The 22,725-nt window shown below is 67.8% G+C and carries 24 protein-coding genes; 12 read left to right on the top strand and 12 right to left on the bottom strand.

The window, feature by feature from the left end; genetic code table 11:
* Both ON38_RS10530 and ON38_RS10535 read left to right on the top strand, forming a co-directional pair.
* Positions 1-278 (top strand): hypothetical protein (locus ON38_RS10530; protein WP_039824398.1); only part of this gene is annotated, 278 nt, incomplete at its 5' end.
* Positions 275-1,021: an ESX secretion-associated protein EspG gene (locus ON38_RS10535; RefSeq protein WP_039824400.1), complete on the top strand. Its 747-nt coding sequence runs from the start codon at positions 275-277 to the stop codon at positions 1,019-1,021. The genes ON38_RS10530 and ON38_RS10535, both read left to right, overlap by 4 nt.
* 309 nt (positions 1,022-1,330) lie before the next feature.
* On the opposite strand, the gene ON38_RS10545 is transcribed toward ON38_RS10535, so the two are convergent.
* Positions 1,331-1,798 carry a hypothetical protein gene (locus ON38_RS10545; RefSeq protein WP_039824404.1) on the bottom strand — a complete coding sequence of 156 codons (468 nt, stop codon included), beginning with the start codon at positions 1,796-1,798 and terminating at the stop codon, positions 1,331-1,333.
* Between the two features lie 297 nt (positions 1,799-2,095).
* On the opposite strand from ON38_RS10545, the gene ON38_RS37445 reads away from it, so the two are divergent.
* From ON38_RS37445 to ON38_RS10565, 3 genes are all read left to right on the top strand, one after another.
* Positions 2,096-2,386: a hypothetical protein gene (locus ON38_RS37445; RefSeq protein ID WP_039824405.1), complete on the top strand. Its 291-nt coding sequence runs from the start codon at positions 2,096-2,098 to the stop codon at positions 2,384-2,386.
* 522 nt (positions 2,387-2,908) lie between these two features.
* On the top strand, positions 2,909-3,994 hold the full coding sequence (locus ON38_RS10560) for an S-(hydroxymethyl)mycothiol dehydrogenase (protein WP_039824407.1): 1,086 nt from the start codon (positions 2,909-2,911) through the stop codon (positions 3,992-3,994).
* Positions 3,991-4,605 carry an MBL fold metallo-hydrolase gene (locus tag ON38_RS10565; protein WP_039824409.1) on the top strand — a complete coding sequence of 205 codons (615 nt, stop codon included), beginning with the start codon at positions 3,991-3,993 and terminating at the stop codon, positions 4,603-4,605. The genes ON38_RS10560 and ON38_RS10565 overlap by 4 nt, the downstream gene beginning before the upstream one ends.
* 237 nt (positions 4,606-4,842) lie before the next feature.
* Here ON38_RS10565 and ON38_RS10570 read toward each other — a convergent pair whose 3' ends face one another.
* From ON38_RS10570 to ON38_RS10595, 6 genes are all read right to left on the bottom strand, one after another.
* Positions 4,843-5,322, bottom strand: coding sequence for a nitroreductase family deazaflavin-dependent oxidoreductase (locus ON38_RS10570; protein WP_039824410.1), 480 nt, complete (start codon positions 5,320-5,322; stop codon positions 4,843-4,845).
* Between the two features lie 20 nt (positions 5,323-5,342).
* The gene (locus tag ON38_RS10575) at positions 5,343-5,921 is read right to left on the bottom strand and encodes a TetR/AcrR family transcriptional regulator (RefSeq protein ID WP_039824411.1); all 579 of its coding nucleotides are present in this window, start codon (positions 5,919-5,921) and stop codon (positions 5,343-5,345) included.
* Between the two features lie 18 nt (positions 5,922-5,939).
* Positions 5,940-7,406, bottom strand: coding sequence for an FAD-dependent oxidoreductase (locus ON38_RS10580; protein WP_039824412.1), 1,467 nt, complete (start codon positions 7,404-7,406; stop codon positions 5,940-5,942).
* Positions 7,406-8,440 (bottom strand): NAD(P)-dependent oxidoreductase, encoded by a 1,035-nt coding sequence (locus tag ON38_RS10585; protein ID WP_281004608.1) that lies wholly within the window; start codon positions 8,438-8,440, stop codon positions 7,406-7,408. The genes ON38_RS10580 and ON38_RS10585 overlap by 1 nt, the downstream gene beginning before the upstream one ends.
* Complete coding sequence (locus tag ON38_RS10590; RefSeq protein WP_039824413.1) at positions 8,440-9,189, bottom strand: SDR family oxidoreductase; 750 nt, start codon at positions 9,187-9,189, stop codon at positions 8,440-8,442. Before ON38_RS10590 ends, ON38_RS10585 begins: the two co-directional genes overlap by 1 nt.
* A gap of 73 nt (positions 9,190-9,262) precedes the next feature.
* Positions 9,263-10,732 (bottom strand): aldehyde dehydrogenase, encoded by a 1,470-nt coding sequence (locus ON38_RS10595; RefSeq protein WP_039824415.1) that lies wholly within the window; start codon positions 10,730-10,732, stop codon positions 9,263-9,265.
* Positions 10,733-11,042: 310 nt separating this feature from the next.
* On the opposite strand from ON38_RS10595, the gene ON38_RS10600 reads away from it, so the two are divergent.
* From ON38_RS10600 to ON38_RS10620, 5 genes are all read left to right on the top strand, one after another.
* On the top strand, positions 11,043-12,248 hold the full coding sequence (locus ON38_RS10600; RefSeq protein WP_039824417.1) for a cytochrome P450: 1,206 nt from the start codon (positions 11,043-11,045) through the stop codon (positions 12,246-12,248).
* Positions 12,249-13,049, top strand: coding sequence for an SDR family oxidoreductase (locus ON38_RS10605; protein WP_039824419.1), 801 nt, complete (start codon positions 12,249-12,251; stop codon positions 13,047-13,049). It begins immediately after the preceding gene.
* Complete coding sequence (locus ON38_RS10610; RefSeq protein ID WP_039824421.1) at positions 13,049-14,272, top strand: cytochrome P450; 1,224 nt, start codon at positions 13,049-13,051, stop codon at positions 14,270-14,272. Before ON38_RS10605 ends, ON38_RS10610 begins: the two co-directional genes overlap by 1 nt.
* Positions 14,269-14,754, top strand: coding sequence for a glutathione peroxidase (locus tag ON38_RS10615; RefSeq protein WP_039824422.1), 486 nt, complete (start codon positions 14,269-14,271; stop codon positions 14,752-14,754). Before ON38_RS10610 ends, ON38_RS10615 begins: the two co-directional genes overlap by 4 nt.
* Before the next feature lie 284 nt (positions 14,755-15,038).
* The gene (locus tag ON38_RS10620; RefSeq protein ID WP_039824431.1) at positions 15,039-16,190 is read left to right on the top strand and encodes an MCE family protein; all 1,152 of its coding nucleotides are present in this window, start codon (positions 15,039-15,041) and stop codon (positions 16,188-16,190) included.
* Positions 16,191-16,375: 185 nt separating this feature from the next.
* Here ON38_RS10620 and ON38_RS35950 read toward each other — a convergent pair whose 3' ends face one another.
* The 3 genes from ON38_RS35950 to ON38_RS10630 form a co-directional block, all read right to left on the bottom strand.
* Positions 16,376-16,522 carry a hypothetical protein gene (locus ON38_RS35950; protein ID WP_157181725.1) on the bottom strand — a complete coding sequence of 49 codons (147 nt, stop codon included), beginning with the start codon at positions 16,520-16,522 and terminating at the stop codon, positions 16,376-16,378.
* A 92-nt stretch (positions 16,523-16,614) separates the two neighbouring features.
* Positions 16,615-17,550 carry a TauD/TfdA dioxygenase family protein gene (locus ON38_RS10625; RefSeq protein ID WP_039824432.1) on the bottom strand — a complete coding sequence of 312 codons (936 nt, stop codon included), beginning with the start codon at positions 17,548-17,550 and terminating at the stop codon, positions 16,615-16,617.
* 428 nt (positions 17,551-17,978) lie between these two features.
* Positions 17,979-19,088 (bottom strand): protein kinase family protein, encoded by a 1,110-nt coding sequence (locus ON38_RS10630; protein ID WP_083872517.1) that lies wholly within the window; start codon positions 19,086-19,088, stop codon positions 17,979-17,981.
* Between the two features lie 203 nt (positions 19,089-19,291).
* On the opposite strand from ON38_RS10630, the gene ON38_RS10635 reads away from it, so the two are divergent.
* Positions 19,292-20,392, top strand: coding sequence for an IS630 family transposase (locus ON38_RS10635; protein ID WP_039824425.1), 1,101 nt, complete (start codon positions 19,292-19,294; stop codon positions 20,390-20,392).
* On the opposite strand, the gene ON38_RS38180 is transcribed toward ON38_RS10635, so the two are convergent.
* Complete coding sequence (locus ON38_RS38180; protein ID WP_373281206.1) at positions 20,274-20,840, bottom strand: transposase; 567 nt, start codon at positions 20,838-20,840, stop codon at positions 20,274-20,276. The two genes, ON38_RS10635 and ON38_RS38180, sit on opposite strands and share 119 nt — an antisense overlap.
* A gap of 77 nt (positions 20,841-20,917) precedes the next feature.
* The gene (locus ON38_RS10645) at positions 20,918-21,712 is read right to left on the bottom strand and encodes a deoxyribonuclease IV (protein WP_039824428.1); all 795 of its coding nucleotides are present in this window, start codon (positions 21,710-21,712) and stop codon (positions 20,918-20,920) included.
* A gap of 109 nt (positions 21,713-21,821) precedes the next feature.
* Here ON38_RS10645 and ON38_RS10650 point away from each other — a divergent pair.
* The coding region (locus tag ON38_RS10650; RefSeq protein ID WP_157181726.1) for a serine/threonine-protein kinase at positions 21,822-22,725 on the top strand (904 nt) is incomplete at its 3' end.

Consider the following 22,725-nt stretch of genomic DNA (forward strand, 5'->3'; position numbering starts at 1 on the left):
GGGACGAACAGCAGCGGTCCACGGGCGGCGAGGCGGTCACCGGGATGGGCGCCGGAGCGATCGGCGGCCTGATGGGCGGCGCCATGGCGGCCGATACGGTCCGGTCCGGCAGCCCGGTGGCGCCGCGCGCCGAGCGGACCGGCCCGGCCGAGGAGGACCTCCATTTCGCCGACGAGGAACTCACCTATCTGGAGCCGGGCGAACCGGCCGGGCAGTTGATCGGCGCCCTGGAGCCCACCACACCGCCGGTGCTGGGGGAGTGGACGGAAGAGGAGTGAACTGGATCCTCACCCCGGACCAGTTCGCCCTCGCATGGGAACGGACCGTCGGTGACCGAATTCCCTATCCGCTGGCGGTACGCCTGTCGGCGCGTGATTCCGTCGAGCGCACCGCCCAGCTGCCGGCCCTACGGCAGTGGTGCGACGGCACCCTCGATGCCGACCTGGAGGCCGCGCTCCGGGTGCTGGCCGGTCCCGAGGTGAGTGTGGAGACGTTCGGACAGGACGCTGACCGGGTTCCGGCCGTCCGGGTACTCGGTGCGTCGGCGGGCCGGATCGGGGTGGTCGTCACCCAGCGTCCGGGCGCGCTTCCGGACCGCGGTGGCGAATTGCGGATCACCGCCGGTACGGCCACTTCGCTGCCGGTGCGGGTGATCGCGGCCCTGCCGGCCGTGGCCGCCGGTGCCGGCGGCCGGCTGCGCGCCGCGCGCGACGAGGTCGTGCAGGACGGCCGGGACCGGGTCACCGTCCCGGTGTCCGGGCCCACCGTGGCGGCCCGGATCCGGAAGCGGCTCAAACTGCCGCGGGACGGTATCGGGCAGATCGTGGTGTCGGTACACCGGCGCACCGGGCCGGCGCCCTTCGGCGTGCTGTGCTGGGTGGATATCACCGACGACGGTCGCTATGCGGTACACACCGGTAAGGATGTCGAGATCGCCCCGGTGGGCGCCGAAGGCTTCACCAACGCCCTGCGGCCCATGGTCGCCGCCGCCCAGCGGTCGGTCGCCTACGCCGAACGCTGAGTATCGAACCGCGTCCGGTACGTCATGTACCGGGTGCGACGGTGACCGTCTGGGTGGGAAGGGGCGGCTCCTCCGCGGCGCCCGGCGTGGTCGTCTCGCTGGTCGTGGGTGCGGCGACCCGGGGCGCGACGGGGACCTGCGTGGGCGCCGACTCCGCTGGGCCGCTTTCGGCCGTAGCCGTTTCCGGGGACCCCGGCTCGTCCACCGCGGCCGGAGGTCCGGCCGGTGGCGGGGCCGGGGCTTCGGTGGTCGGTGTGGCCGGCGGTTCGGCGGGCGGCCGGCCCTCGGCATCGGTCGGAACCGGGGCGATCACCACGGTCGTGTCCGGAGCCGGTGCGGGAAGGGGGATTCGGTATGGGCAGGTTCCAGCGGCGGGCTCGGCAGGGAGGCGGTGGTCCACCCCGGCTCGGGCGGACCGGACGGATCCGGAGTGGCCGACAGGGTGACCCGGCGGGTGGTCTCGCCGGCAGTGGGTTCGGCGCCGGGACCCGCGGACGCGGTGACGGAGATCTGGTATTCCGGCGGGAGAGTGCGCCGGGGCGGCGGTTCCGGCGCCATCCGCCACGAGGGGGACGGTGGTATCAGTACTTTCGCGACACTGGTGGAGGGCTCGCCGGTGAACCCCGCCGGTTCCGCGGCCTGCGGGCCGGAGCGGATCGGGGGCGGTGGTACGTAGGTGTCCTCCTGGCCGATTCCGCAGGCGCCGATGAGCACCAGCCCGAGGGAAACCGCCCCGGCGGCCGCCAGGGGTCCGGCGACCTTCGTTTTGCTCTCCATCGGTGACGCTCCTGTGATATGTCAGTGGCCCAACCTTAATTCAGCGCGCCGAGGAGAACTAGACCCCCACCTCCTGATCCCCTGGTGACCGCGTGTAGAACGACAGAGGAAGGGTACGGTTCAGGTATCGAATTGATATCAGCCGCGTGTCGCGGGCTTGTGTCGCGTAACAATCTCCGGGTTGTGGTCGTAGCGTATGTTGCTGAAGTGACGCATGAGACAACCGGGGTTCTCGGTGACCATGCACTGAAGTGGTAGGCGCGCAGCGATTTCCGGATCGGCGCCATCGAGGAGTAGATGATGGGAGACCAGACCACCACCGACCTGCCGGGCGCGGGGGAGGAGCCGGCGGCGGCTCCGGAACCGGCGGCGGATCCTGTATCGGGTGGCGCGGGTGCGACAGTGGGCAGAGTACTGGGCTGGCTGGTCTTCGCCGGTGGGCTGGGTGCGGCGGCGTTCGGTATCGGGACGCTGCACGTGATCATCACCGTGATCGGTCTCATCCTGGCCTGCACCGCGGGGCTGACCCTGTTGAAGCTGCGGGCCGACGGCCCCGGTCCCGAGCCCGAGGCGGGTATCGCCGGCTGAGCCGGTTGTCATGGTCTGTTCCGGGTCCCACGGTCCTGATCCGAGTGGACGAGCGGGCGCGGGTGCCGGTCGCCGTGCACTGAGTGGGACAGGTGTCCGATCAACTTTTCGGACAGATGATCATCCTGTTGTGCGACCCGTCGCGGCGTGCCGTGCCGATAATCGGTCGTTTGCCCGGCTCCGGCTTCCTCGGTAGCTTGGGTCCGGTCGGGTCGGATCGGAAAGAAGTGAAGAATATGATCGAAGCCGGGTCCGCGGCCCTGAATCTCGCGAATCTCGTCACCTCCATCGCCGCCAATGTGACCTATCTGCTGCAGGCCTGGGGAGTTCTCTGAGTGTTTGCCGACGGTGTGGCGGTGCGCCCACCGGGTGCGCCGCCACACTGCGTCCGAGCCGCTCGTTCGTTGCTCATCGCCCCCTGAGACGGCCCGCCGGGCGCGATGGGCACTGCCTGTGCGGCGCGCGGGCGGATAACGTATGCGCTGTCGCGCATTGTCGCATTACCGCCCGAGAGGAGATGCTGTGCCACAGCAGGTTCGAGGTGTCATCGCCCGCAGTTCCGGTGCGCCGGTCGAGCTGGTCCCGATCGTCGTACCCGACCCCGGCCCCCGGGATGTGGTGGTGCGGATCCAGGCGTGCGGGGTCTGCCACACAGATCTCACCTACCGCGAGGGCGGGATCAACGACGAGTTCCCATTCCTGCTCGGCCACGAGGCCGCGGGTGTTGTGGAAACCGTGGGATCGGCGGTCACCCATGTGGAGCCGGGTGATTTCGTCGTTCTGAACTGGCGGGCGGTCTGCGGACAGTGCCGCGCCTGTAAGCGCGGCCGCCCCTGGTACTGCTTCGACACCTTCAACGCCAGTGTGCCCATGACCCTCGAGGACGGCACCGAACTCACCCCGGCGCTCGGTATCGGCGCGTTCGCCGACAAAACCCTCGTCCATGAAGGACAGTGCACCAAGGTCGATCCGGCGACCGATCCGGCGGTCGCCGGTCTGCTCGGCTGTGGCGTGATGGCGGGCCTGGGCGCGGCCATGAACACCGGCAATGTCGGCCGCGGCGATTCGGTGGCGGTGCTGGGCTGCGGCGGCGTCGGTGACGCGGCGATCGCCGGCGCACGGCTGGCCGGGGCGGGCACCATCATCGCCGTGGACACCGACGCCCGGAAACTCGGCTGGGCGCGCGAACTCGGCGCGACCCACACCATCGACGCGTCCGGCACGGACGCGGTCGCCGGAATCCAGGACCTCACCGGCGGTTTCGGCGCCGATGTGGTGATCGACGCGGTCGGCCGCCCCGAAACCTGGAAGCAGGCGTTCTACGCCCGCGATCTGGCCGGCACCGTGGTGCTGGTCGGGGTACCGACCCCCGATATGACGCTGGAGATGCCGCTCATCGATTTCTTCAGCCGCGGTGGCGCGCTGAAATCGTCCTGGTACGGGGACTGCCTGCCGGAACGGGATTTCCCGATGCTGATCGACCTGTACCGGCAGGGCCGGTTGCCGCTGGACAGGTTCGTGACCGAGCGGATCGCGCTGGACGCGGTGGAGCAGGCCTTCCACACCATGCACGGCGGGCAGGTCCTGCGCTCGGTGGTGGTCCTGTGACGGCCCGGGTGGAACGGATCGTCACCGAGGGGCAGTTCTGCCTCGACGGGGGCTGCTGGGATGTGGCGAACAATATCTGGCTCGTCGGCGACGACAGCGAGGTACTGATCATCGATGCCGCGCACGACGCGCAGCCGATTCTGGACGCCGTGGCCGGGCGCCGGGTGACCGCCGTGGTGTGCACGCACGCGCACAACGACCACGTCACCGTGGCGCCCCTCCTGTCGGCGGCGACGGGCGCGCCGATCTTCCTGCATCCCGACGACGACGTGCTCTGGCAGCAAACCCATCCCGGCGTCGAGTACCGCCCGCTGGCCGACGGCGAGGTGTTCCGGGTCGGTGGCGCGGAACTGCGGATCCTGCATACGCCGGGACATTCACCGGGGTCGTGCTGCCTATACCTCGCCGAGAGCGGCGAGGTGTTCAGCGGCGATACGTTGTTCGAAGGCGGCCCGGGCGCGACCGGCCGGTCCTATTCCGACTATCCGACCATCCTCGCCTCCATCAACGAGCGACTGTTCGCCCTACCCGAGCAGACGGTGGTCCACACCGGGCACGGACCCGACACCACCCTCGCCGCCGAACGGGCCAATGTGCCCGCGCAGGCCTGAGAAGTACGCAGTTGCCGAGACGGCGGCATCCGGGACGGGTGCCGCCGTTCGTGTTCGGGGATTCGGGCGGCGGGGCGCGACCCACAGGCGTCGTTGTGGTCCATCCACCCGCCAGGGTGGCCCCGCCGGCGGTGCGGGCTCGCGGGCGTCTCGGGCCGCCCCCCGCGTACTTCCTCGCGTGCACAAGGGCGGTCCGGTGAGCGCGGGCGCGATATCCGTCCGGGATCGCAGGAACTGTCAGGTAGTGCGGGGCTCCAGCACGAACACCGGGATACGGCGTTCGGTCCACGACTGGTAGTTGTCGAAATCCGCGTACAGGTCGAGCAGTTTCGGCCACAGCCGGTCGCGTTCGGCGTCGTCGGCGAGGCGGGCGCGGACCGGGATACGGTCCTTGCCGATCTGCACCGTGGTATCCGGCTGCGCGACGAGGTTGTAGTACCACTGCGGGTTCTTCGGCAGCCCGCCCTGGGAGGCGACCACGATGATGTTCGCGTCGTCGCGCAGGAACAGCAACGGCACCGTGAACCGCTTACCGGATTTGCGGCCGGTGTGTTCCAGCAGCAGGGTGGGCACCGGCTTGCGGAAGCCCGACCCGACCCGCCAGGTGCCGCCGATCCGGCCGCCCGTTTTCCGGTAGGCCCAGGTATTGATCTTGGACATGTACTTGATGGCAGTCGGCACGAACGACGAGTCGAGCTGTTTGGGGCGGTTGTTCATACTTCTCGGAGCTCCGATGCTCAGCGCAGGATCAACAGCGCGGATTTCTCGATGAGGTCGGCGATATCGGCGTAGGAGGCGTAGCCCATACCGGCCCGGACGAGGGCGCCCGCGTAGACCAGTTCCAGCGAGACGACCACCTCCGGGTCCGGGTCGGGACCCAGCGCGCGTTCGATCCGGGTGCGGATCTCCAGGCCGATGCGGGCGCGCAGATGGGCCACATCGGGATCGCGGCCGAGCATCGCGCTGGTGACCGCGCCGGAGACCTCCTGGTCGTCGGCGACCAGCATGGCGATGGCCCGCAGCTCGGCCACCACCCGGACCGTGGGGTCGGGGTCCTCGCTGACCGGTGAGGGCGCCGCCACCAGCCGCCGCCAGAAGATCTCGGCGACCAGATGTTCCTTCGACGAGAAATAGGTGTACGCGGTGGCGGTGCCGACCCCGGCCGCGGCGGCGACCATCCGGATGGTCATTCCCGCGAACCCCTCGCGGGTCAGTACCTCCACCGCGGCCTTCGTCAGTTTGTCGACCGTATCGGCCTGTTTCGCGGACAGGCGCCGACGGGTGGCTTCGACGACGAGGGGTTCACCTTCGGACATGTGTCTGAATGTACCGTTTCAGTTCTTCGCGGCCGCAATCCCGGCCCGGCGCCCGTAGAAACTGCCGTCACCCAGCGAGGTACCGCTGGCGTATCCGCCCGCGCAGACACCGGAGGTGCAGCGGCCCGCGGCGAACAGCCCGGGGATGGGTTCGCCGTTCACGTGCAGGACCCGCGATTCCAGATCGGTGCGCAGACCGCCCAGGGTGAATCCCGCGGTGAATCCGCGCATATCGAACGCGGCGAAAGGGCCCTCCAGTGGTTTCGTCCACTCCGTTTTCTTGCCCAGCAGCGGGTCCTGACCGTTCGCGGCGTGCTTGTTGTACAGCTCGACCGTGGTCTGCAGGGCCAGTTCGGGCAGGCCGATATCGGATTCGAGTTCGGCGATCGTCTCCGCCGCCCAGGTCGGCGGCTGGCGGAAGAACGGGGTGGAGGTCTCGGTGGTCAGCGCTTCCTCGTAGGCGGCCTCGCCGATGATCAGGAACGCCTGGTTCTCCTGGTGGAACAGGGTCATCTGCCCGATCCGGCCGGGATAGGTGTCCTCCGGGACGTACCGCTGGCCGCGGCCGTTCACCAGGATGCCGCGCGCCATCATCTGCGGATCGCCGAAGAACGCGACCTCGGTGGCGTCCATATGGGCCAGATCGGCGCCGAGCGCCTGCGCGATCCGGATGGCGATCCCGTCGTGTTCCTCGATGGCGGCGCCCGGGCGGCCGATGAGCCGCGGCGCGAAACCCTCGATCATCTGGTCGTGATAGGCGAAACTGCCGGTGGCCAGGACAACGCCGCGTTCGGCCTTGATGGCCAGTTCCTTGCCGTACTGCTTGGCGACCACACCGACCACCCGGTCGCCGTCGACGACCAGACGCTGGATCCGGGTGTCGTATTCGGCGGTGACACCGAGTTTCTCGGCGGTTTCGGCCAGCGGCTTCATCAGCATGTAGCCGCCGCCCTTGGACCCGGTCCGCTTATTGCTCATCTGCGGGACGTGGCCGCGCGGGGCGGGGTCGGCCACGGTGTTGAACGGGGCCGCGTTCTCCCCGCCGGAATACATGAGTCCCTCGTCGTGCGGGGGTTCCCAGCCGGGTTCGCCCCAGAATTCCTCTTTGAACGGCACTCCGTTGGCGACCAGCCATTCGTAGTGTTCGACACTGCCGCGGCAGTAGTCGGCGATCTTCGCCCGGTCCACCCCCGGACCCAGCGCGGCGACCATGAACTTCTCCATGTTCTCCGGGCTGTCCGCGAAACCCAGCGCCTTCTGCAACGGTGTGCCGCCACCGAGGTAGATGAAACCACCGGCCAGTGCCGCCGCACCGCCCCAGCCGCTGGTGCGCTCCAGGATCAATACGCTCGAACCGGCCCGCGCCGCCTCGATCGCGGCGCAGACACCGGCGATTCCGTAGCCGGCCACGACCACATCGGCGGTGCGGTCCCAAGCGGTGACCTCGGCGGCGGGTAATGGTCGGAGAGAGGTGGGATCGGCCATTATTCGGATTCCTTACTGTCGTTCTGCGCGCCGGCTGCCGGGGTCCCCGGGGCGGCCTGCTGTGCGGCGATGGTGGCACGTCCCGGGACGGGGGCGGGGTGGCCGTCCCGCTCAGCGGTGGGGGTGTCTTGCGGCGCGGCGGCTCCGTGTCGCGTGGCGGCGATCTCACCCTGCCCGACGCCCAGACCCTCGCCGAGGCGTGTCAGTGCCAGGGCGGCCAGGGGGAGTTCGGCGTCGACCCGGGCGCCCAGGTCGAGGGCCAGGGACAGATCCTTTTCCCCGAGTTCGCGCACATGGGTGAGGATCGGCAACCAGAAATCGCCTTCCGCGATGGGAGCGGTGGTATCGCGCAGCATGATCGAACCCGCCCCGCCGGTCACCGCGTCGGAGTGGCGGACCACCTTGCCCAGGGCGGTGATATCGAGCCCGGCGGCCTCGGCCAGCCGCTGTGCCTCGGTGGCGGCGGTGAAGGAGATGAAGTGCAACAGATTGCGGGCCAGTTTCATCCGGGTGCCGGCCCCGACCTCACCGGCGTGCACCACCAGATCGGCGAAACAGGCGAAGGGTTCGCGCACCGCCGCGACCGCGTCGGCGCTGCCGCCGACCATCACGGCCAGCCGGCCGCTGTTCGCGCCCGCGGCACCGCCGCTGATCGGAGCATCGACCAGGTGCACGCCGCGCTCGGCGCAGAGCCGGGCGAATTCCACCGCGGACTCGTCGCCGATGGTGGAGTGCACGGCCACCACGGTGCCCGGCGCGGCGGTGCTCAATACCCCGTTCTCGCCGGTGAGTACCGCGCGGACCTGCCGGTCGTTCACCACCGCGATACTGATGACCCCGCATTTCGCGGCCAGTTCGGCCGCGGTGGCGGCGGCTTCGGCGCCCGCGGCGGTGAACGGTTCCACCGCCTCGGGCCGGGTATCGCAGACGGTGAGTCCGCCGGACCAGTCCAGCAGTCTCTTCGCCATCGGCGCGCCCATATCGCCCAGGCCGATGAAACCGACCCGGGTGCTACCGGCGGCGTCCGCGCCCACTACCGGATCACCTGGCCGCCGTCGACGCAGAAGATCTGCCCGGTGACCCAGGAGGCGTCGTCGGAGAGCAGGTAGAGCAGCGCGCCGGCCATATCGTCGGGCGTGCCCATCCGCTTGAGCGGCAACCGGTTCACCATATCCTTCACCATGCTCGCGGGCGTGGTGGTCTTGGTGGCCTCGGTATCGGTGGGACCCGGCGCGATCGCGTTGACCCGGATGTTCGAGCCGCCGAGTTCGGTGGCCAGCTGCTGGGTGAGACCGTTGATCCCGACCTTCGCCAGACCGTAGAAGCCGGAGTACACCCAGGCCGCGGTGGAGGACTGGTTGACGATCGAACCACCGCCGTTCGCGGCCATGTTCTCCCAGACGGCGCGCGTCATCACCAGGGCGCCGTCGAGGTTCACCGACATGAACTTCTTGTAGTAGTCCCACGGCACGGTGAGCAGCAGATCGAGTTTCATCCCGCCGTAGATGGCGGCGTTGTTCACCAGATGGTCGATCTTGCCGTACTTCTCGACGGTGAAATCGGCCAGTGCCTTGGCCGAATCCGGGTCGGAGACGTCGACGGTGTGGAACGCCGCGGTACCGCCGTCGGCCACGATCTTCTCGGCGACGGCGGTACCGCCCTGTTCGTTCAGGTCCGCGACGACGACCGACGCGCCCTCGGCGGCCAGCGCCTGCGCGTAGACCTCGCCGATACCGCGGGCGGCGCCGGTGACGATGGCGGTCCTACCGGTGAAACGAGCCATGGGATGAGCTCCTCGTTGATCGGGAAAGCGTGGTCGGAAAAGATTTCCGCTGCTGTCGGGGCCGCTTGCGCGCCTACTGCGCGGTGGCGACGAGTTTGGTCTCCAGGTACTCCTCGAACCCGGCGACGCCCATCTCGCGGCCGATACCGGACTGTTTGTACCCGCCGAAGGGCGCGTCGGCGCTGTACCACATACCGCCGTTGACGCCGAGCGTGCCGGTGCGTACCCGATCGGTGACCCGGCGGATCCGCTCGGGGTCCTTCCCCCACACCGCGCCGGACAGGCCGTAGGGGGAGTCGTTGGCGATCCGGATGGCGTCGTCGTCGCCGTCGTAGGGCAGCACCACCAGGACCGGGCCGAAGATCTCCTCCTGGGCGGCCTTGGCGCTGTTGTCCAGGTCGGCGATGACGGTGGGTTCGACATAGAAACCACGCTCGTGTTCGGCCGGGCGGCCGCCGCCGGCCACGATCCGCCCGCCGTCGGCGCGGGCGCTGTCGATATAGCCGAGCACCCGGGTGCGCTGCCGGTCGGAGATCACCGGACCGCAGACGGTGCCGGGGTTCGTCGGGTCGCCGGGGCGGATACCGCGCATGGTGTTCGCGGCGGCCTCGAGTGCCTCCTCGTATTTGTGCCGCGGTACCAGCAGGCGCGTGGACAGGGCGCAACCCTGACCGGCGTGCACACACAGCGAGAAGCCGGCGTAGCTCACCGCGGTGGCGAGATCGGCGTCGTCGAGCACGATGAACGCCGACTTCCCGCCGAGTTCGAGGAAGGTCTTCTTGAGGTTGGCCGCGGCCGACGCCATCACGGCGCGGCCGGTATTGGTGGATCCGGTGAAACTGATCAGGTCGACCCGTGGATCACCGGACAGCTGGGCGCCCAGGCCGTGATCGGCGGAGGTGACGATATTGACCACCCCGGGCGGGATCTCGGTCTCCTCGGTGATGATCGATGCGAGCGCGGCGGCGCACCACGGGGTGTCCGGGGCGGGTTTGAGGACGACGGTGTTGCCGGCGGCCAGCGCCGGACCGAGTTTCGCGAAATTGATCTGGTGCGGGAAGTTCCACGGGGTGATCGCCCCGACCACGCCGACCGCTTCGCGGCGCAGCGCCCGGTGGGTGCTGATACCCATCGGCGCGGCCACGCCGAGTTCGGTTTCCCATTCGTAGTTCGCGGCCAGCCGGGTGGCGAAGCCCAGATCCTCGACGGGCCCCTCGAGCTGGGGGCCGCTGGTGAACATGATCGGCGCGCCCACCTCGGCGACGGTGATCTCGCGCAGTTCCTCCGCGTGCGCCTTCAGAGCGGCCTGCAACTGCTCCAGGCAGCGCACCCGGAACGCGTGGTCACGGGACCATTCGGTCTCGTCGAAGGCGGTGCGGGCGGCGGCGATGGCGGCGTTCATATCGGCGGCGTCCGCGTCGGCCGCGGTGCCGATGACCTCCTCGGTCGCCGGGTTCACATTCTCGAACACGCCGTTGCCGCCGGGCGCGAGGCTGCCGCCGATCAGCAGTCGAGAACTGTCGCCGGGCAGAAGACTGTTCATGGAAGACCCCAATACTGTCTGGACAGGTGTTTGGAATATAGTCCGGACTCTTTCGCGAGTGCAAGAACTGGTTCTATCGTCCACGCTCCGTGCTCATCGTGCCGCACACTCGGCCGCGATGGGGCGATAGGTCGGAACGCTCGGGGGATCGAGCCGACATCACGCGTCGGACCAGTCGATTCCCGTACGATTATTGTCGCGGAGGCGCACCGCTGGTACCGTCCAGACACATGTCCAGCTATGTGTCTCTCCTTGGCGGCCGAGCCGCCGCACCCGGCGAGAACTCGTTATCGAAACAGAGGTGGGTCCGATGACGGCCGCATCGTTGGAGCCGGTGACATTCGATCCTTACGACTACGTCTTCCACGAAGACCCGTACCCGATCTACGCCCGGCTGCGCGCGGAGGCACCGCTCTACTACAACGCGGACCTCGATTTCTACGCGCTGTCGCGGCACGCGGACGTCACCGCCGGATTCCGCAATGCCGCCGCGCTGTCGAATGCCAACGGCGTCTCGCTCGACCCCGCGGCCTGGGGGCCGCACGCGCACAAGACCATGTCGTTCCTCGCCATGGACGATCCCCGGCATATGCGCATGCGCAAGCTGGTGTTCAAGGGGTTCACCCCCAAACGGGTGGCCGATATGGAGACCCGCATCCGGGAGCTGACCCTCGAATACCTGGAACCGGCGCTCGAGCGCGGCGAGTTCGACTGGATCCAGGACTTCGCGGGCAAACTGCCGATGGATGTCATCTCCGAATTGATGGGTGTCCCGCCCGCCGACCGCGATGAGATCCGCCATATGGCCGATATGGTCATGCACCGCGAGGACGGGGTGACCGATGTCCCGGATTCGGCGATCGAGGCCTCGCTGAACCTGGTGGTCTACTACTCGGAGATGGTGACGCGGCGCCGAGAGAACCCCACCGACGATCTCACCTCCGCGCTGCTCGGGGCCGAGATCGACGGCGACCGGCTCACCGACGACGAAATCATCGGCTTCATGTTCCTGATGGTGGTGGCCGGCAACGAGACCACCACCAAACTGCTGGGCAACGCCCTGTACTGGGCCGGCCGCAACCCGGCGGAATACGCCAAGGTCGCCGCCGACCCGGAGCGGGTCCCGGACTGGGTCGAGGAGACCCTGCGCTACGACACCTCCAGTCAGATCGTCGCGCGGACGGCCACCGAGGATCTGGAATACCACGGCCGGATCGTCCCGGCGGGGTCGAAGGTGCTGCTGCTGATCGGTTCGGCCAACCGGGACGCCGAGGTCTTCGACAATGCCGACAGCTACGACCTGGATCGCGCCGAGAAGGGCAATCTGGCCAGCTTCGGCGCCGGTGTGCACTTCTGCCTCGGCGCCCATCTGGCCCGTCTGGAAGCAACGGTCGCGCTGCGCGAATTCGCCGCGCGGGTGCAGTCCTACCGGGTGCGCGAGGACGAATTCGTCCGCGTGCACTCGTCCAATGTGCGGGGCTTCGCCAAGCTCCCGATCACCGTGGAGGTGCGGTAAATGCCCAGGTTCGACCCTCATCCCGAAAAGCGGCCGACCATTGTGGCCGGCGCCTCGTCGGGCATCGGCGCCGCCACCGCCGTGGAGCTCGCCGCGCAGGGTCATCCGGTGGCGCTCGGCGCGCGCCGGGTGGAGATCCTGGAAGAACTGGCCGGCAAGATCCGGGCCGACGGCGGTACCGCGTTCGCCCACCGCCTCGATGTGACCGATCAGGCCTCGGTGGACGAATTCGTCGCCGCGGCCGAGGCGGCCATCGGGCCCACCGAGATCCTGGTCTCCGGGGCCGGTGATATCGAATTCGGCCTCATCCAGGACATGGACCCGGCCGATTTCGCGCATCAGGTGCAGATCCATCTGATCGGCGCGCATCGGATGGCCCATGCGGTGCTGCCCGGCATGCTGGCCCGCCGGCGCGGCGATGTGGTGCTGATCAGTTCCGATTGCGCGCCGTTGCCACGGCCGTGGAACGGGGCCTACAGCGCCGCCAAGGCCGGTGTCGAGGCGATGGTGCAGCAGCTGCGGATGGAACTCGAGGGCACCGGTATCCGGGCCTCGCTGGTCCGGCCCGGCCCGACCGTCACCGGGATGGGTATGAACGCCTCGCCCGAGGTGGTGGGGCCGCTGCTGGAGTCCTGGCAGACCTGGGGGCTCGCGCGGCATCCGTATATGTTGCGTGCCTCCGATCTGGCCCGGGCGGTGTCCGCGGTCGTCGGGACCCCGCGGGGCGCCCATCTCGTGCTGGTCGAGGTGCAACCGGAAGCGCCGCTGCGGCCGCTCCCGGAAGAAGGAAAGGACGCCTGATGACAACCGCACTGCCCCCGGGTTTCGATTTCACCGACCCCGCACTGTGGGCCGATCGCAGTCCGGTCGAGGAATTCGCCCTGCTGCGCCGGACGGCGCCGGTGTGGTGGAACGCCCAGTCCGACGAGACCTCGGGCGGTTTCAACGACGGCGGCTACTGGGTGGTCAGCACGCTGGAGGACGTCAAGGAGCTGTCCCGCAACCCGGAGCTGTACTCCTCGCAGCAGAAGGGGTCCATCGTCCGGCTGCCCGGCGATATCACCCCCGACCAGATGCAGCTCACCGAAGCACTGCTGGTGAACATGGACCCACCGAAGCATTCCAAGGTGCGGCGGATCATCTCCAAGGGTTTCACCCCGCGCGCGGTGGAGGGGTTGCGCGCGGCGCTCACCGAGCGCGCGCACCGCATCGTGCACGAGGCGAAGAAGACCGGCGGCGGCGATTTCGTCACCCAGGTCGCCTGTGAACTGCCGCTGCAGGCGATCGCCGAACTACTCGGGGTGCCGCAGGAGGACCGGCGCAAGGTGTTCGACTGGTCGAACCAGATGCTCAACTACGACGATCCCGAATACGGCGACCCGACCGTGGCCTCGGCGGAGATCCTCGGCTACGCCTGGAACATGGCCGAACAGCGGCGGTCGTGTCCGGCCGACGATATCGTCACCCAGCTGGTCAACGCCGATGTCGACGGGGAGGGGCTGGCCTCCGACGAGTTCGGTTTCTTCGTCATCCTGCTCGCGGTGGCCGGTAACGAGACCACCCGCAATGCAATCACCCACGGGATGAAGGCGTTCGTGGACAATCCGGAACAGTGGGCCTTGTACCGGGAGCAGCGGCCGCGGACCGCGCCGGACGAGATCGTGCGCTGGGCCACCCCGGTGACCGCGTTCCAGCGCACCGCCACCGCGGACCACGTCCTGGGCGGACAGGAGATCAAGAAGGGCCAGCGGCTCGGATTGTTCTACAGCTCGGCCAATTTCGACGAAGCGGGATTCGGCGAACCGTTCACCTTCGATATCCTGCGCGATCCGAATCCGCATGTCGGGTTCGGCGGTACCGGCACCCATTACTGTGTGGGCGCCAATCTGGCCCGGCTGGAAATCGACCTGATGTTCAACGCGATCGCCGACGCCATGCCCGAACTGAAATCCGTTTCCGATCCGGTACGGTTGCGATCGGGGTGGATCAACGGAATCAAGAGTTGGCAGGTGCGGTACGAATGAACGTTCGGGATATTCCGGTGAACACGCTGTCGGGTTCGGCGTCCACGCTCGGTGAGCTGGTCGGCGACCGGGTGGTGCTGCTGGTCAACGTCGCGTCGAAATGTGGTCTCACACCGCAGTACACCGGGTTGGTCGAACTGCAGAAGAACTACGGTGACCGTGGTTTCAGTGTGGTCGGTGTGCCGTGCAACCAGTTCATGGGGCAGGAACCGGGCAGCGCCGAGGAGATCCAGCAGTTCTGTTCCACCACCTACGGTGTGGACTTTCCCCTGTTGGAGAAGGTCGAGGTGAACGGCGACGGCCGGCATCCGCTGTACCGGGAGATCATCGAAACGCCCGACGCCGAGGGTGCGGCCGGTGATGTGCAGTGGAACTTCGAGAAGTTCCTGATCGACCGGGACGGGAGTGTGGTGGGGCGTTTCCGGCCCACTACCACACCGGATGCGGACACGCTGGTCGCGGCGATCGAGAAAGCGCTGTAACCGATGCCGTAACGGCTTATGATCGAGGCCCGCTCCCCCAGTGGTGAGCGGGCCTTTTTCACTTTCTACCTGCGAGAACGGCGTGATACGGCGCAATCCGGACGTGATCGGTGAAAACCGCCCGCCCGGATTGAATCGGCCATAACATGGACAACTGTCTGGACAGAAATCCGGTTCAGTTCGGCACGCCGGGGTGCCGAACGGCTCGAGGCAGGTGAGTGGTGGTACCGATACACAATCGGTCCGATCGGCCGACAACGACACTGCACAAGGTCTGGGCCGTCGTGCGGTACAAGCTCGCGGCACTGGGGATGGTGCTGGTCATCGCCGCGGCAGTGGCCTTCTCGCTGATCATGTTCTTCGGCGGGTTCACACCGAAGGAACCGGTATCGGTCGTGGTACCGCGCAGTGGGCTGGTGATGGATCCCGACGCCAAGGTCAAATTCCGGGGCGCGGAGGTCGGCCGGGTCGGGAAGATCGAATCCGGTAACGGGGAAGTCCGTCTCGAACTCGATATGAACCCGGACCTGATGCGCCTGGTCCCCGGCAACGCCGGGGTCGATATTCGCTCCACCACGGTGTTCGGCGCCAAATACGTGAACTTCGTGGAACCGGCCCAGCCCGCCGGCCGTCTGGAGCCGGGTCAGGTTCTGCGCGGCGAATCGGTGACCGTCGAATTCAATACGCTGTTCGAGCGGCTCACCGAAGTCCTGAACATGGTCGAACCGGCGAAACTGAACGCCACGCTCACCGCGCTCGGTACCGCGCTGCAGGGGCGCGGCGAGCGACTCGGCGATCTGCTGGTGAACGCCGACCGGCTGTTACGCGAGATCAATCCGAGCATTCCCGCGCTACAGCACGATTTCCAGGCCACCGCCGCGGTGACGAACCTCTACGCCGATACCGCGCCGGATCTACTGCGCACGGTGGACAATGCGACCGCCATCGGCCATACCCTCACCGACAACGAGCAGAGCTTCGACGCATTGCTGCTGGATACGATCGGCCTGTCCGATACCACCGGTGCGGTACTGACCGAGAACGAACAGAACCTGGCCACCGCGCTCGATCTGCTCCGGCCCACCACCGAACTGCTCGACGCCTACAAACCTTCGCTGGACTGCGTCATCCGCGGTCTGGCCAAAGCGATGCCGCTGGCCGACGACCTGATGGGCGGCCGTAACCCGGGCGCCTCGTTCAACGCCAGCTTCATGTACGGCGCCGAGGCCTATCAGTACCCGAACGACCTACCCAAGGTGAACGCCACCGGCGGGCCGCGTTGCCAGGGCGTGCTGGACCGGGCACCGGGCAGTCACGCCGACTACGTGGTGACCGATACCTCGGAGGTCAATCCGTTCATCCCGTCCACCCGGATCTACCAGAACCACCCGACCGTATTCGAGTTTCTCTTCGCCGGTATGCCGGGTATGCGCTGAGCAGAGAAAGCGGTATCAGGAGCCGTTCTCGGGCTGTCCCGACCCGGGCCGGACACACATCACGCCGCCACAGGGCTTGTCACTGAGGCCCGCGGGGTTGGGATGGACCGTCGGCCGCCGGTGCGCGGGGGCGCGTAGTTCGTGACGGTTGCGGCCGCGTGGGCCGCGGGCAGTGCGACGTCGTTTCACTGCTCGACCCCCGCGGTGCCGCCGCGTGGGCGGTGCGTGGTGATCCGGACCCGGTCCGCGACGCCGGCCCCGTAATCGGCCGGGAAGGCCCCGGTAGCGCCCGGTGCCGCGTGGGGCGAACCTGTCGGTGGCCAGTAGTTCATGGTCCCAGTCTGGCGGATGCCCCCGCGGCCGGTCGCACCCGGGTTTCCCCGGCGGACGTCGGCCCACATCGCCGACGGCGGGGGCCACCGGCTCAGGAAGCCAGCGCGCGCGGTGTCTCGACCACCGAGTAGTGACCGGCGTCACCGGTGATAGCCGTGCTCGGCCGGCCGTCGACGCCCACCGGGATATCACCGGCGAGTGTGATCCGGGTCAGCCGACGGGGCTGTCCGTCGTAATCGTTGACCGCGTAGTGCTGGGTGGCGCGGTTGTCCCAGATCGCGATATCACCGAGCTGCCAATCCCAGCGCACCGTGTTCTCCAGCCGGGTCACCCGATCCTGGAAGAGCCGGAACAGCGTCTGCGACTCCGTGGTCGAGAAGCCGACGAAGTTCCGCACGAAATGGCCGAGCAGCAGGGCGCGCTCGCCGCTTTCCGGATGGACCCGGACTACCGGGTGCTCGGTCTCGTAGAGCGAGGACTCGAACTCGGCGCGGTGCTCCTTGGTCTTCTCGTCGGGATGCTCCCCGTGGCGGCCCACATAGTCGTAGACATTGGTGTGCACCGCCCGCAGATTCTCCGCCAGCAACCGCATCGGCTCCGGCAGCGAATCGTAGGCGGCCACGGTGGAGGCCCAGGTGGTGGAGCCGCCGTAGGCAGGCAGGGTGACCGCCCGCAGGATCGACGCCTTCGGGATGCGGTCCACAAAGGTCACGTCGGTGTGCCAGCTGTTGGCGCTGCCGTACTCGGAATCGATGGCCAGGGTCTTCTCGCCGTGCGAGGTGACCGTCGGATGCGGGGTGGTCGGGCTGCCGAGCAGTTCGGCGAACTCGTACTGGCCGTCCTCGGTGAGCTGGTCCTGACCGCGGAAGAAGATCACCTTGTGTTCCACCAGCGCCTTGCGGATGGTTTCGACGGCCGCCGGACCGAGATCACCGCCCAGCCGCACCCCGTCGATACGCGCCCCGATCCTGGATCCGAGCTTGACCACGGTGGGCAGGGTGGCGGGGACGGCGTTGTCGGATGTCATGAGCACCTCACGGATCGAGAGCGGAATCGTTCGCTTCTCGAGCACACCACCCGGGCCCCGCACCGAACAGGATTGCGGTCGCGCTGATCACAACGGTGCGACCGTCCGGGCGCCGGAACACCGTTGTGATGCCTTATGCCCTGGCCGGGACAGCGACAGCGCCGAGCGGGAATCTCGCACCGCTAGGCCGCGTCTCATAGTGGTAGGTAGTTGGGGATCGCAATCCATGACTCGGCCACGGTTGAGGGCGGGCTCACGCCCGCCCTCAACTGCTGCTCGACTTCGAGGCACTGCCTGGACGGGCGGTCCCTCATCGCAACCGGTCGGCGGCCGGGTGGTCGCGAGACCGGAGAACGCCGACGGCAACCTGGGGAGTACCCGGCGATGCTGATGACCCGGCCTCGCTTCCTGCTGTCCGATCAGCTCTTCTACAACTCGATCCACCCTTCCTGGATCGGGGCGGTCTCGGCGGCCGCCGTAGGCTTCGTTTCGGCCATGGGCATCCCGATCTCTCGGGCACCTACGATTTCCCCGGGCCAGTTCTCGCCGGTGATCTTGCCCTCGATGCGTATCTCCATCAGCCGGTCGAGGGCACCATCGACAGCCTTATCGCTCAGACCGGTATCCAGCAGGGCGGTCCGCAGCTCGTCCATATCGAGGGCGCGCACACTGTCCACGACCTCCGCGCTGAGCTCCTTGTCGCGAAATTCCCTGACGAAATCGGATCGGATACCGAACCGGGAATCGGGTGATTCGGGAAACGCGAATGCGTGGTCGATAGCGACGATATCCCCGTCGCTACCGGTACGGTAGTTGCCCCAATGGCGGTCGGTGTTGCCGATGACATAGTCGAGAACTGCCATCTGTTCACGCTGCACCTGCGGGTATTTTTTGTTCGGGCGTAGCAATTCGTCGTATATGGCGGCTCGCTCTTCGCCCGACAACGTGTGGTACCACGCCTCGTCCGCGGCCTTCCGCTCTTCTTTTGTGCGCCGGTTCCACTCCGCCGCCGCGTGACCGGGCGATGAGGGGACCCACACCTGATTCGACCCGGGGCCGTACGGGCCCTTCTCGACGAGCGTGGTAGGTGGCACGCGACCGAACCCGAGTGCTTCATCCACCCGGTAGGCAGCGGTTTCCCGCGCCGCGTGCTGCCCGTAACCGCGAGGGATCCCGTAGCGCAGCGGATGGATGCTGTCCGGGTCGATCAAAGTCTCCAGATAGGAGGGTTTGTAGATAGTGCGGACGCCCCCGGGGGAGCGTCCCATGAAGCTGGAACCGACGCCCTGGTGGATCCGCGCCGGTTTGTCGGGGCTCAATGTGCGCAGTGCGCGCTCCGCCGCACTCGGCTGGTACGCCCGCTCGATCTGCTGTCCACCGCGCCGGGCGGCCTCGGACAACTGCTCCGTATCACGGAGATTGTGCACGAACAGGTGATAACTCCGCGTCACAGCGCCGGAGACCTGATCGGCCATACCGTCGGTGATCCGGCGGAGCACGTCGGAAATCCTGCTGTCCAGACGAACCTCCGCACACATTCGGCCATGAGAACGACTCGCGGCAGCTCACCTATGGCCGGATCGAACGCGCCCACCTTCGGCACCCCGGCGATCACCACCTGTACCCGGTCCGCTCTGCCGCGTCCCTCGCTCGGCACCCGTCGGGACAATCGTGCCGTAGTTCCCTCGGTCCCGCTAGTGTTCCGCGCCTGAAATCCGTTGGCTAATTGTAGTATTCGGCGGTGGCGAGGACGGGGCGGCCGAGATCGGGTCCGGAGTTGGTGGTGACCGAGGCGCAGCGTCGGGAGTTGGTGCGGGGTGCGCGGGCGGCGACCTCGACGCAGGCGTATGCGTTGCGGTGCCGGATCGTGCTGGCGTGTGCGGAGCCGGGTGCAGCGAACGCGCATGTGGCGGCAGCGGTCGGTGTCATGCCGATGACCGTGGCGAAGTGGCGGAAACGGTTCATCGAGCACGGTCTGCCCGGGTTGGCCGATGAGCCTCGGCCGGGCCGGCCGCCGTCGATACTTTTGGACCGGGTGGAACAGGTGCTGGCGTTGACCCTGGAGCAGACACCGCGTGATGCCACGCATTGGTCCCGGTCGTCGATGGCGGAGCGGACCGGGCTGTCGAAATCGACGATCGGGCGGATTTGGCGGAGGTTCGAGCTGAAACCCCATCTGGTCGACGGGTTCAAACTGTCGACCGATCCGTTGTTCGTGGAGAAAGTGGTCGATGTCGTCGGCCTGTACCACAACCCGCCCGAGCGGGCCGTCGTTTTGTGTGTGGACGAGAAATCGCAGATGCAGGCCTTGGATCGTTCCCGGCCGGTGCTGCCGATGATGCCGGGCATGCCCGAACGCCGCACCCACGACTACGCCCGCCACGGCACTACCAGCCTGTTCGCCGCGTTCAACATCGCCGACGGCACCGTCATCGGTGAACTGCACCGCCGCCATCGCGCGACCGAGTTCCGCAAGTTCCTGGTCACCATCGACAAGACCGTGCCCGCCGAACTGGATGTCCACCTGGTCTGCGACAACCTCGCCACCCACAAGACCCCGATCGTCAACGAATGGCTCGCCCGCCACCCCCGCTTCCACGTCCACTTCACCCCGACCGGGTCGTCCTGGCTCAACCAGGTCGAACGCTGGTTCGGATACCTCACCGACCAGCTCACCCGCCGCGGTGTCCACAAAAGCGTCGCGGCACTGGAGAAAGACGTCACTACCTGGATCGAGCACTGGAACGAGAATCCCCGGCCGTTCGTCTGGCGCAAGACCGCCGAGGAGATCCTCGACTCCCTCGCCCGATATATCCAACGGATTTCAGGCGCGGAACACTAGGCAGTGTCTCGAAGTCGAGCGGCAGTTGAGGGCGGGCGTGAGCCCGCCCACCGCCGGAGCCACGTCGGCGGCGATGTCCGGCCTGATCGGCCGGGACCGCGATCGTCGCCCGGATACGACGCCGTCGCAGATATTCACGATTGGCCCGGGAGGAATAGGCCTTATCGCCCAGGACCCGGTCCGGGCGAGTACGCGCCTGCCCGCCTCCGAGTTGTGGAACCGCGATTGCGTCGAGCACGGCCGGCATCTGTGGGCTGTCACCGGCTTGACCGCCGGTGAGTGACATCGACAGCGGTTTGAGGCCGTTTTCGCAGGCCGGGTGCAATTTAGTGCCCCACCCGCCCCGTGACCGACCCAGGACGTGATCGGGTGGTTCGGCGCCGGGAGGCCGGGGCGGTTCGGCTTGCGCCGCGGTCGCTGAACCATTTACCGGAGACCTCGCTTGCATCGAGTCATCGACACACCCACGCAGGCAGGGGTTCTCAACACACGAGTTGAGGATCGCCGCACGGCGGCGATCCTCAACTACCTACCACTTTGAGACGCGGCCCAGCCGAGGTGCTCGCGCAGATAGGCCAGATCGTCGGCGATACCCTCGGCCGGGGTCTCCAGGATCACCGGCGCATCGGCGGTCCGGCACACCTCGGTGAGCAGATCCGGATCGATGGTGCCCTCGGCGAAATTGGCATGCCGATCGGCGCCGGAATCGAATGCGTCGCGGGAGGAATTGAGGTGCACCAGATCGATCCGGCCCGTAATGCCCCGGATCCGCTCGACCACGCCGACCAGATCCTCCCCGCCCGCCCAGGCGTGACAGGTATCGAGGCAGAAACCGGCCCCGAAATCGCCCACCGCCTCCCACAACCGCGCGATATTGTCGAAATGCCGGGCCATGGCGTGGTTACCACCGGCGGTGTTCTCGATCAGGATCGGCACCGCGAAGCCGCCCTTGTCCTGCTGGCGCTCGAACAATTTGCGCCAGTTGTCGAAACCGGCCTCCATCTCGCCGTCGTTGCGCACATGCCCGCCGTGCACCACCAGCCCGAACGCGCCGAGATCGGCCGCCGCCCGGGCCTGCTGGGCCACCGCGTTGCGCGACGGCATCCGCAGCCGGTTGTTGGTGCTGGCCACATTGATCTGATAGGAGGAATGGACCACCACATCGATCGGGCTGGCCAGGATCTGCTCGGTGGCCGGATGCGGCCTGGGTTTGTCCCAGCTCTGCGGATCCACCACGAACAACTGGACGACATCGGCGCCGAGTCGCTCGCCGTACCCGATCGGGTCGCTGTCCGTGCGGACATGTGCTCCAATGCGCATGGCGCCAGACTATCGGCCCGAACCGACAACCGGCTCTCGTGTTGCGCCCGGGCGGTGCGGGAAGATACACCGGAAGACACGCGTACGACCCGACGAGGGGGAATCGGCCATGCTCGAGCCCGGTGACGACTTCGCGGGCTATGCCATCCGGCGGCGGCTGGGTGTCGGCGGTATGGGCATGGTGTTCCTCGCCCGGCACCCGCGCCTCCCGCGGCTGGTCGCGCTGAAACTGCTCAACCCGGACCTGTACTCCGACAGGGAGATCCGTCTGCGGTTCGAACGGGAATCCGAACTGGCGGGCCGGCTCGAGCACCCCAATATCGTCACCGTCTACGACCGCGGCGCCGAGGGCAAACAGCTCTGGATCTCCATGCAGTACGTGCCGGGTTCGGACGCCTCCCTGGTGGACCTGCACGTCCTCGATCCCTGGCGAGCGGTCCAGATCGTGGCCGATACCGGGATCGCCCTGGACTTCGCGCACGCCAACGGAGTGCTGCACCGGGATGTGAAACCGGGCAACATCCTGCTCGCGAAACCACCCATCGGGCAGCCGGAACGGGTGCTGCTCACCGATTTCGGGATCGCGGGCGTGCGCGACGCCGAAACCACCATCGCCGCGGCGGACACCATCACCGCGACCCTGGCCTACGCCGCACCCGAACAGTTGACCGGCGCCAAACTCGACCACCGCGGTGACCAGTACTCACTGGCCTGCACACTGTTCTGGCTGCTCACCGGGTCGGGGCCGTATCGCGGCAACAATCCGGCCGAACTCATCCAGGCGCATCTGACCGCTCCGGTGCCCCGCCTCACCCGGATCCGGCCCGGGCTGCCGCCGGGGCTCGACGAGGTCCTCGCGCGGGCACTGGCCAAGAATCCCGCCGACCGGTTCCTCAGCTGCGCCGAATTCGCGACGGCTGCGGCGCGGGCACTGCGCCCGCCCGGCCCGCGCGGGGGGCCGCCGGGGGTCAGACTGCGGCCCGCGCCGCGGTATCCGGCACCGACCGGGGCCG

This window comes from Nocardia testacea NBRC 100365 (assembly GCF_000308775.1).
GTDB lineage: Bacteria > Actinomycetota > Actinomycetes > Mycobacteriales > Mycobacteriaceae > Nocardia > Nocardia testacea.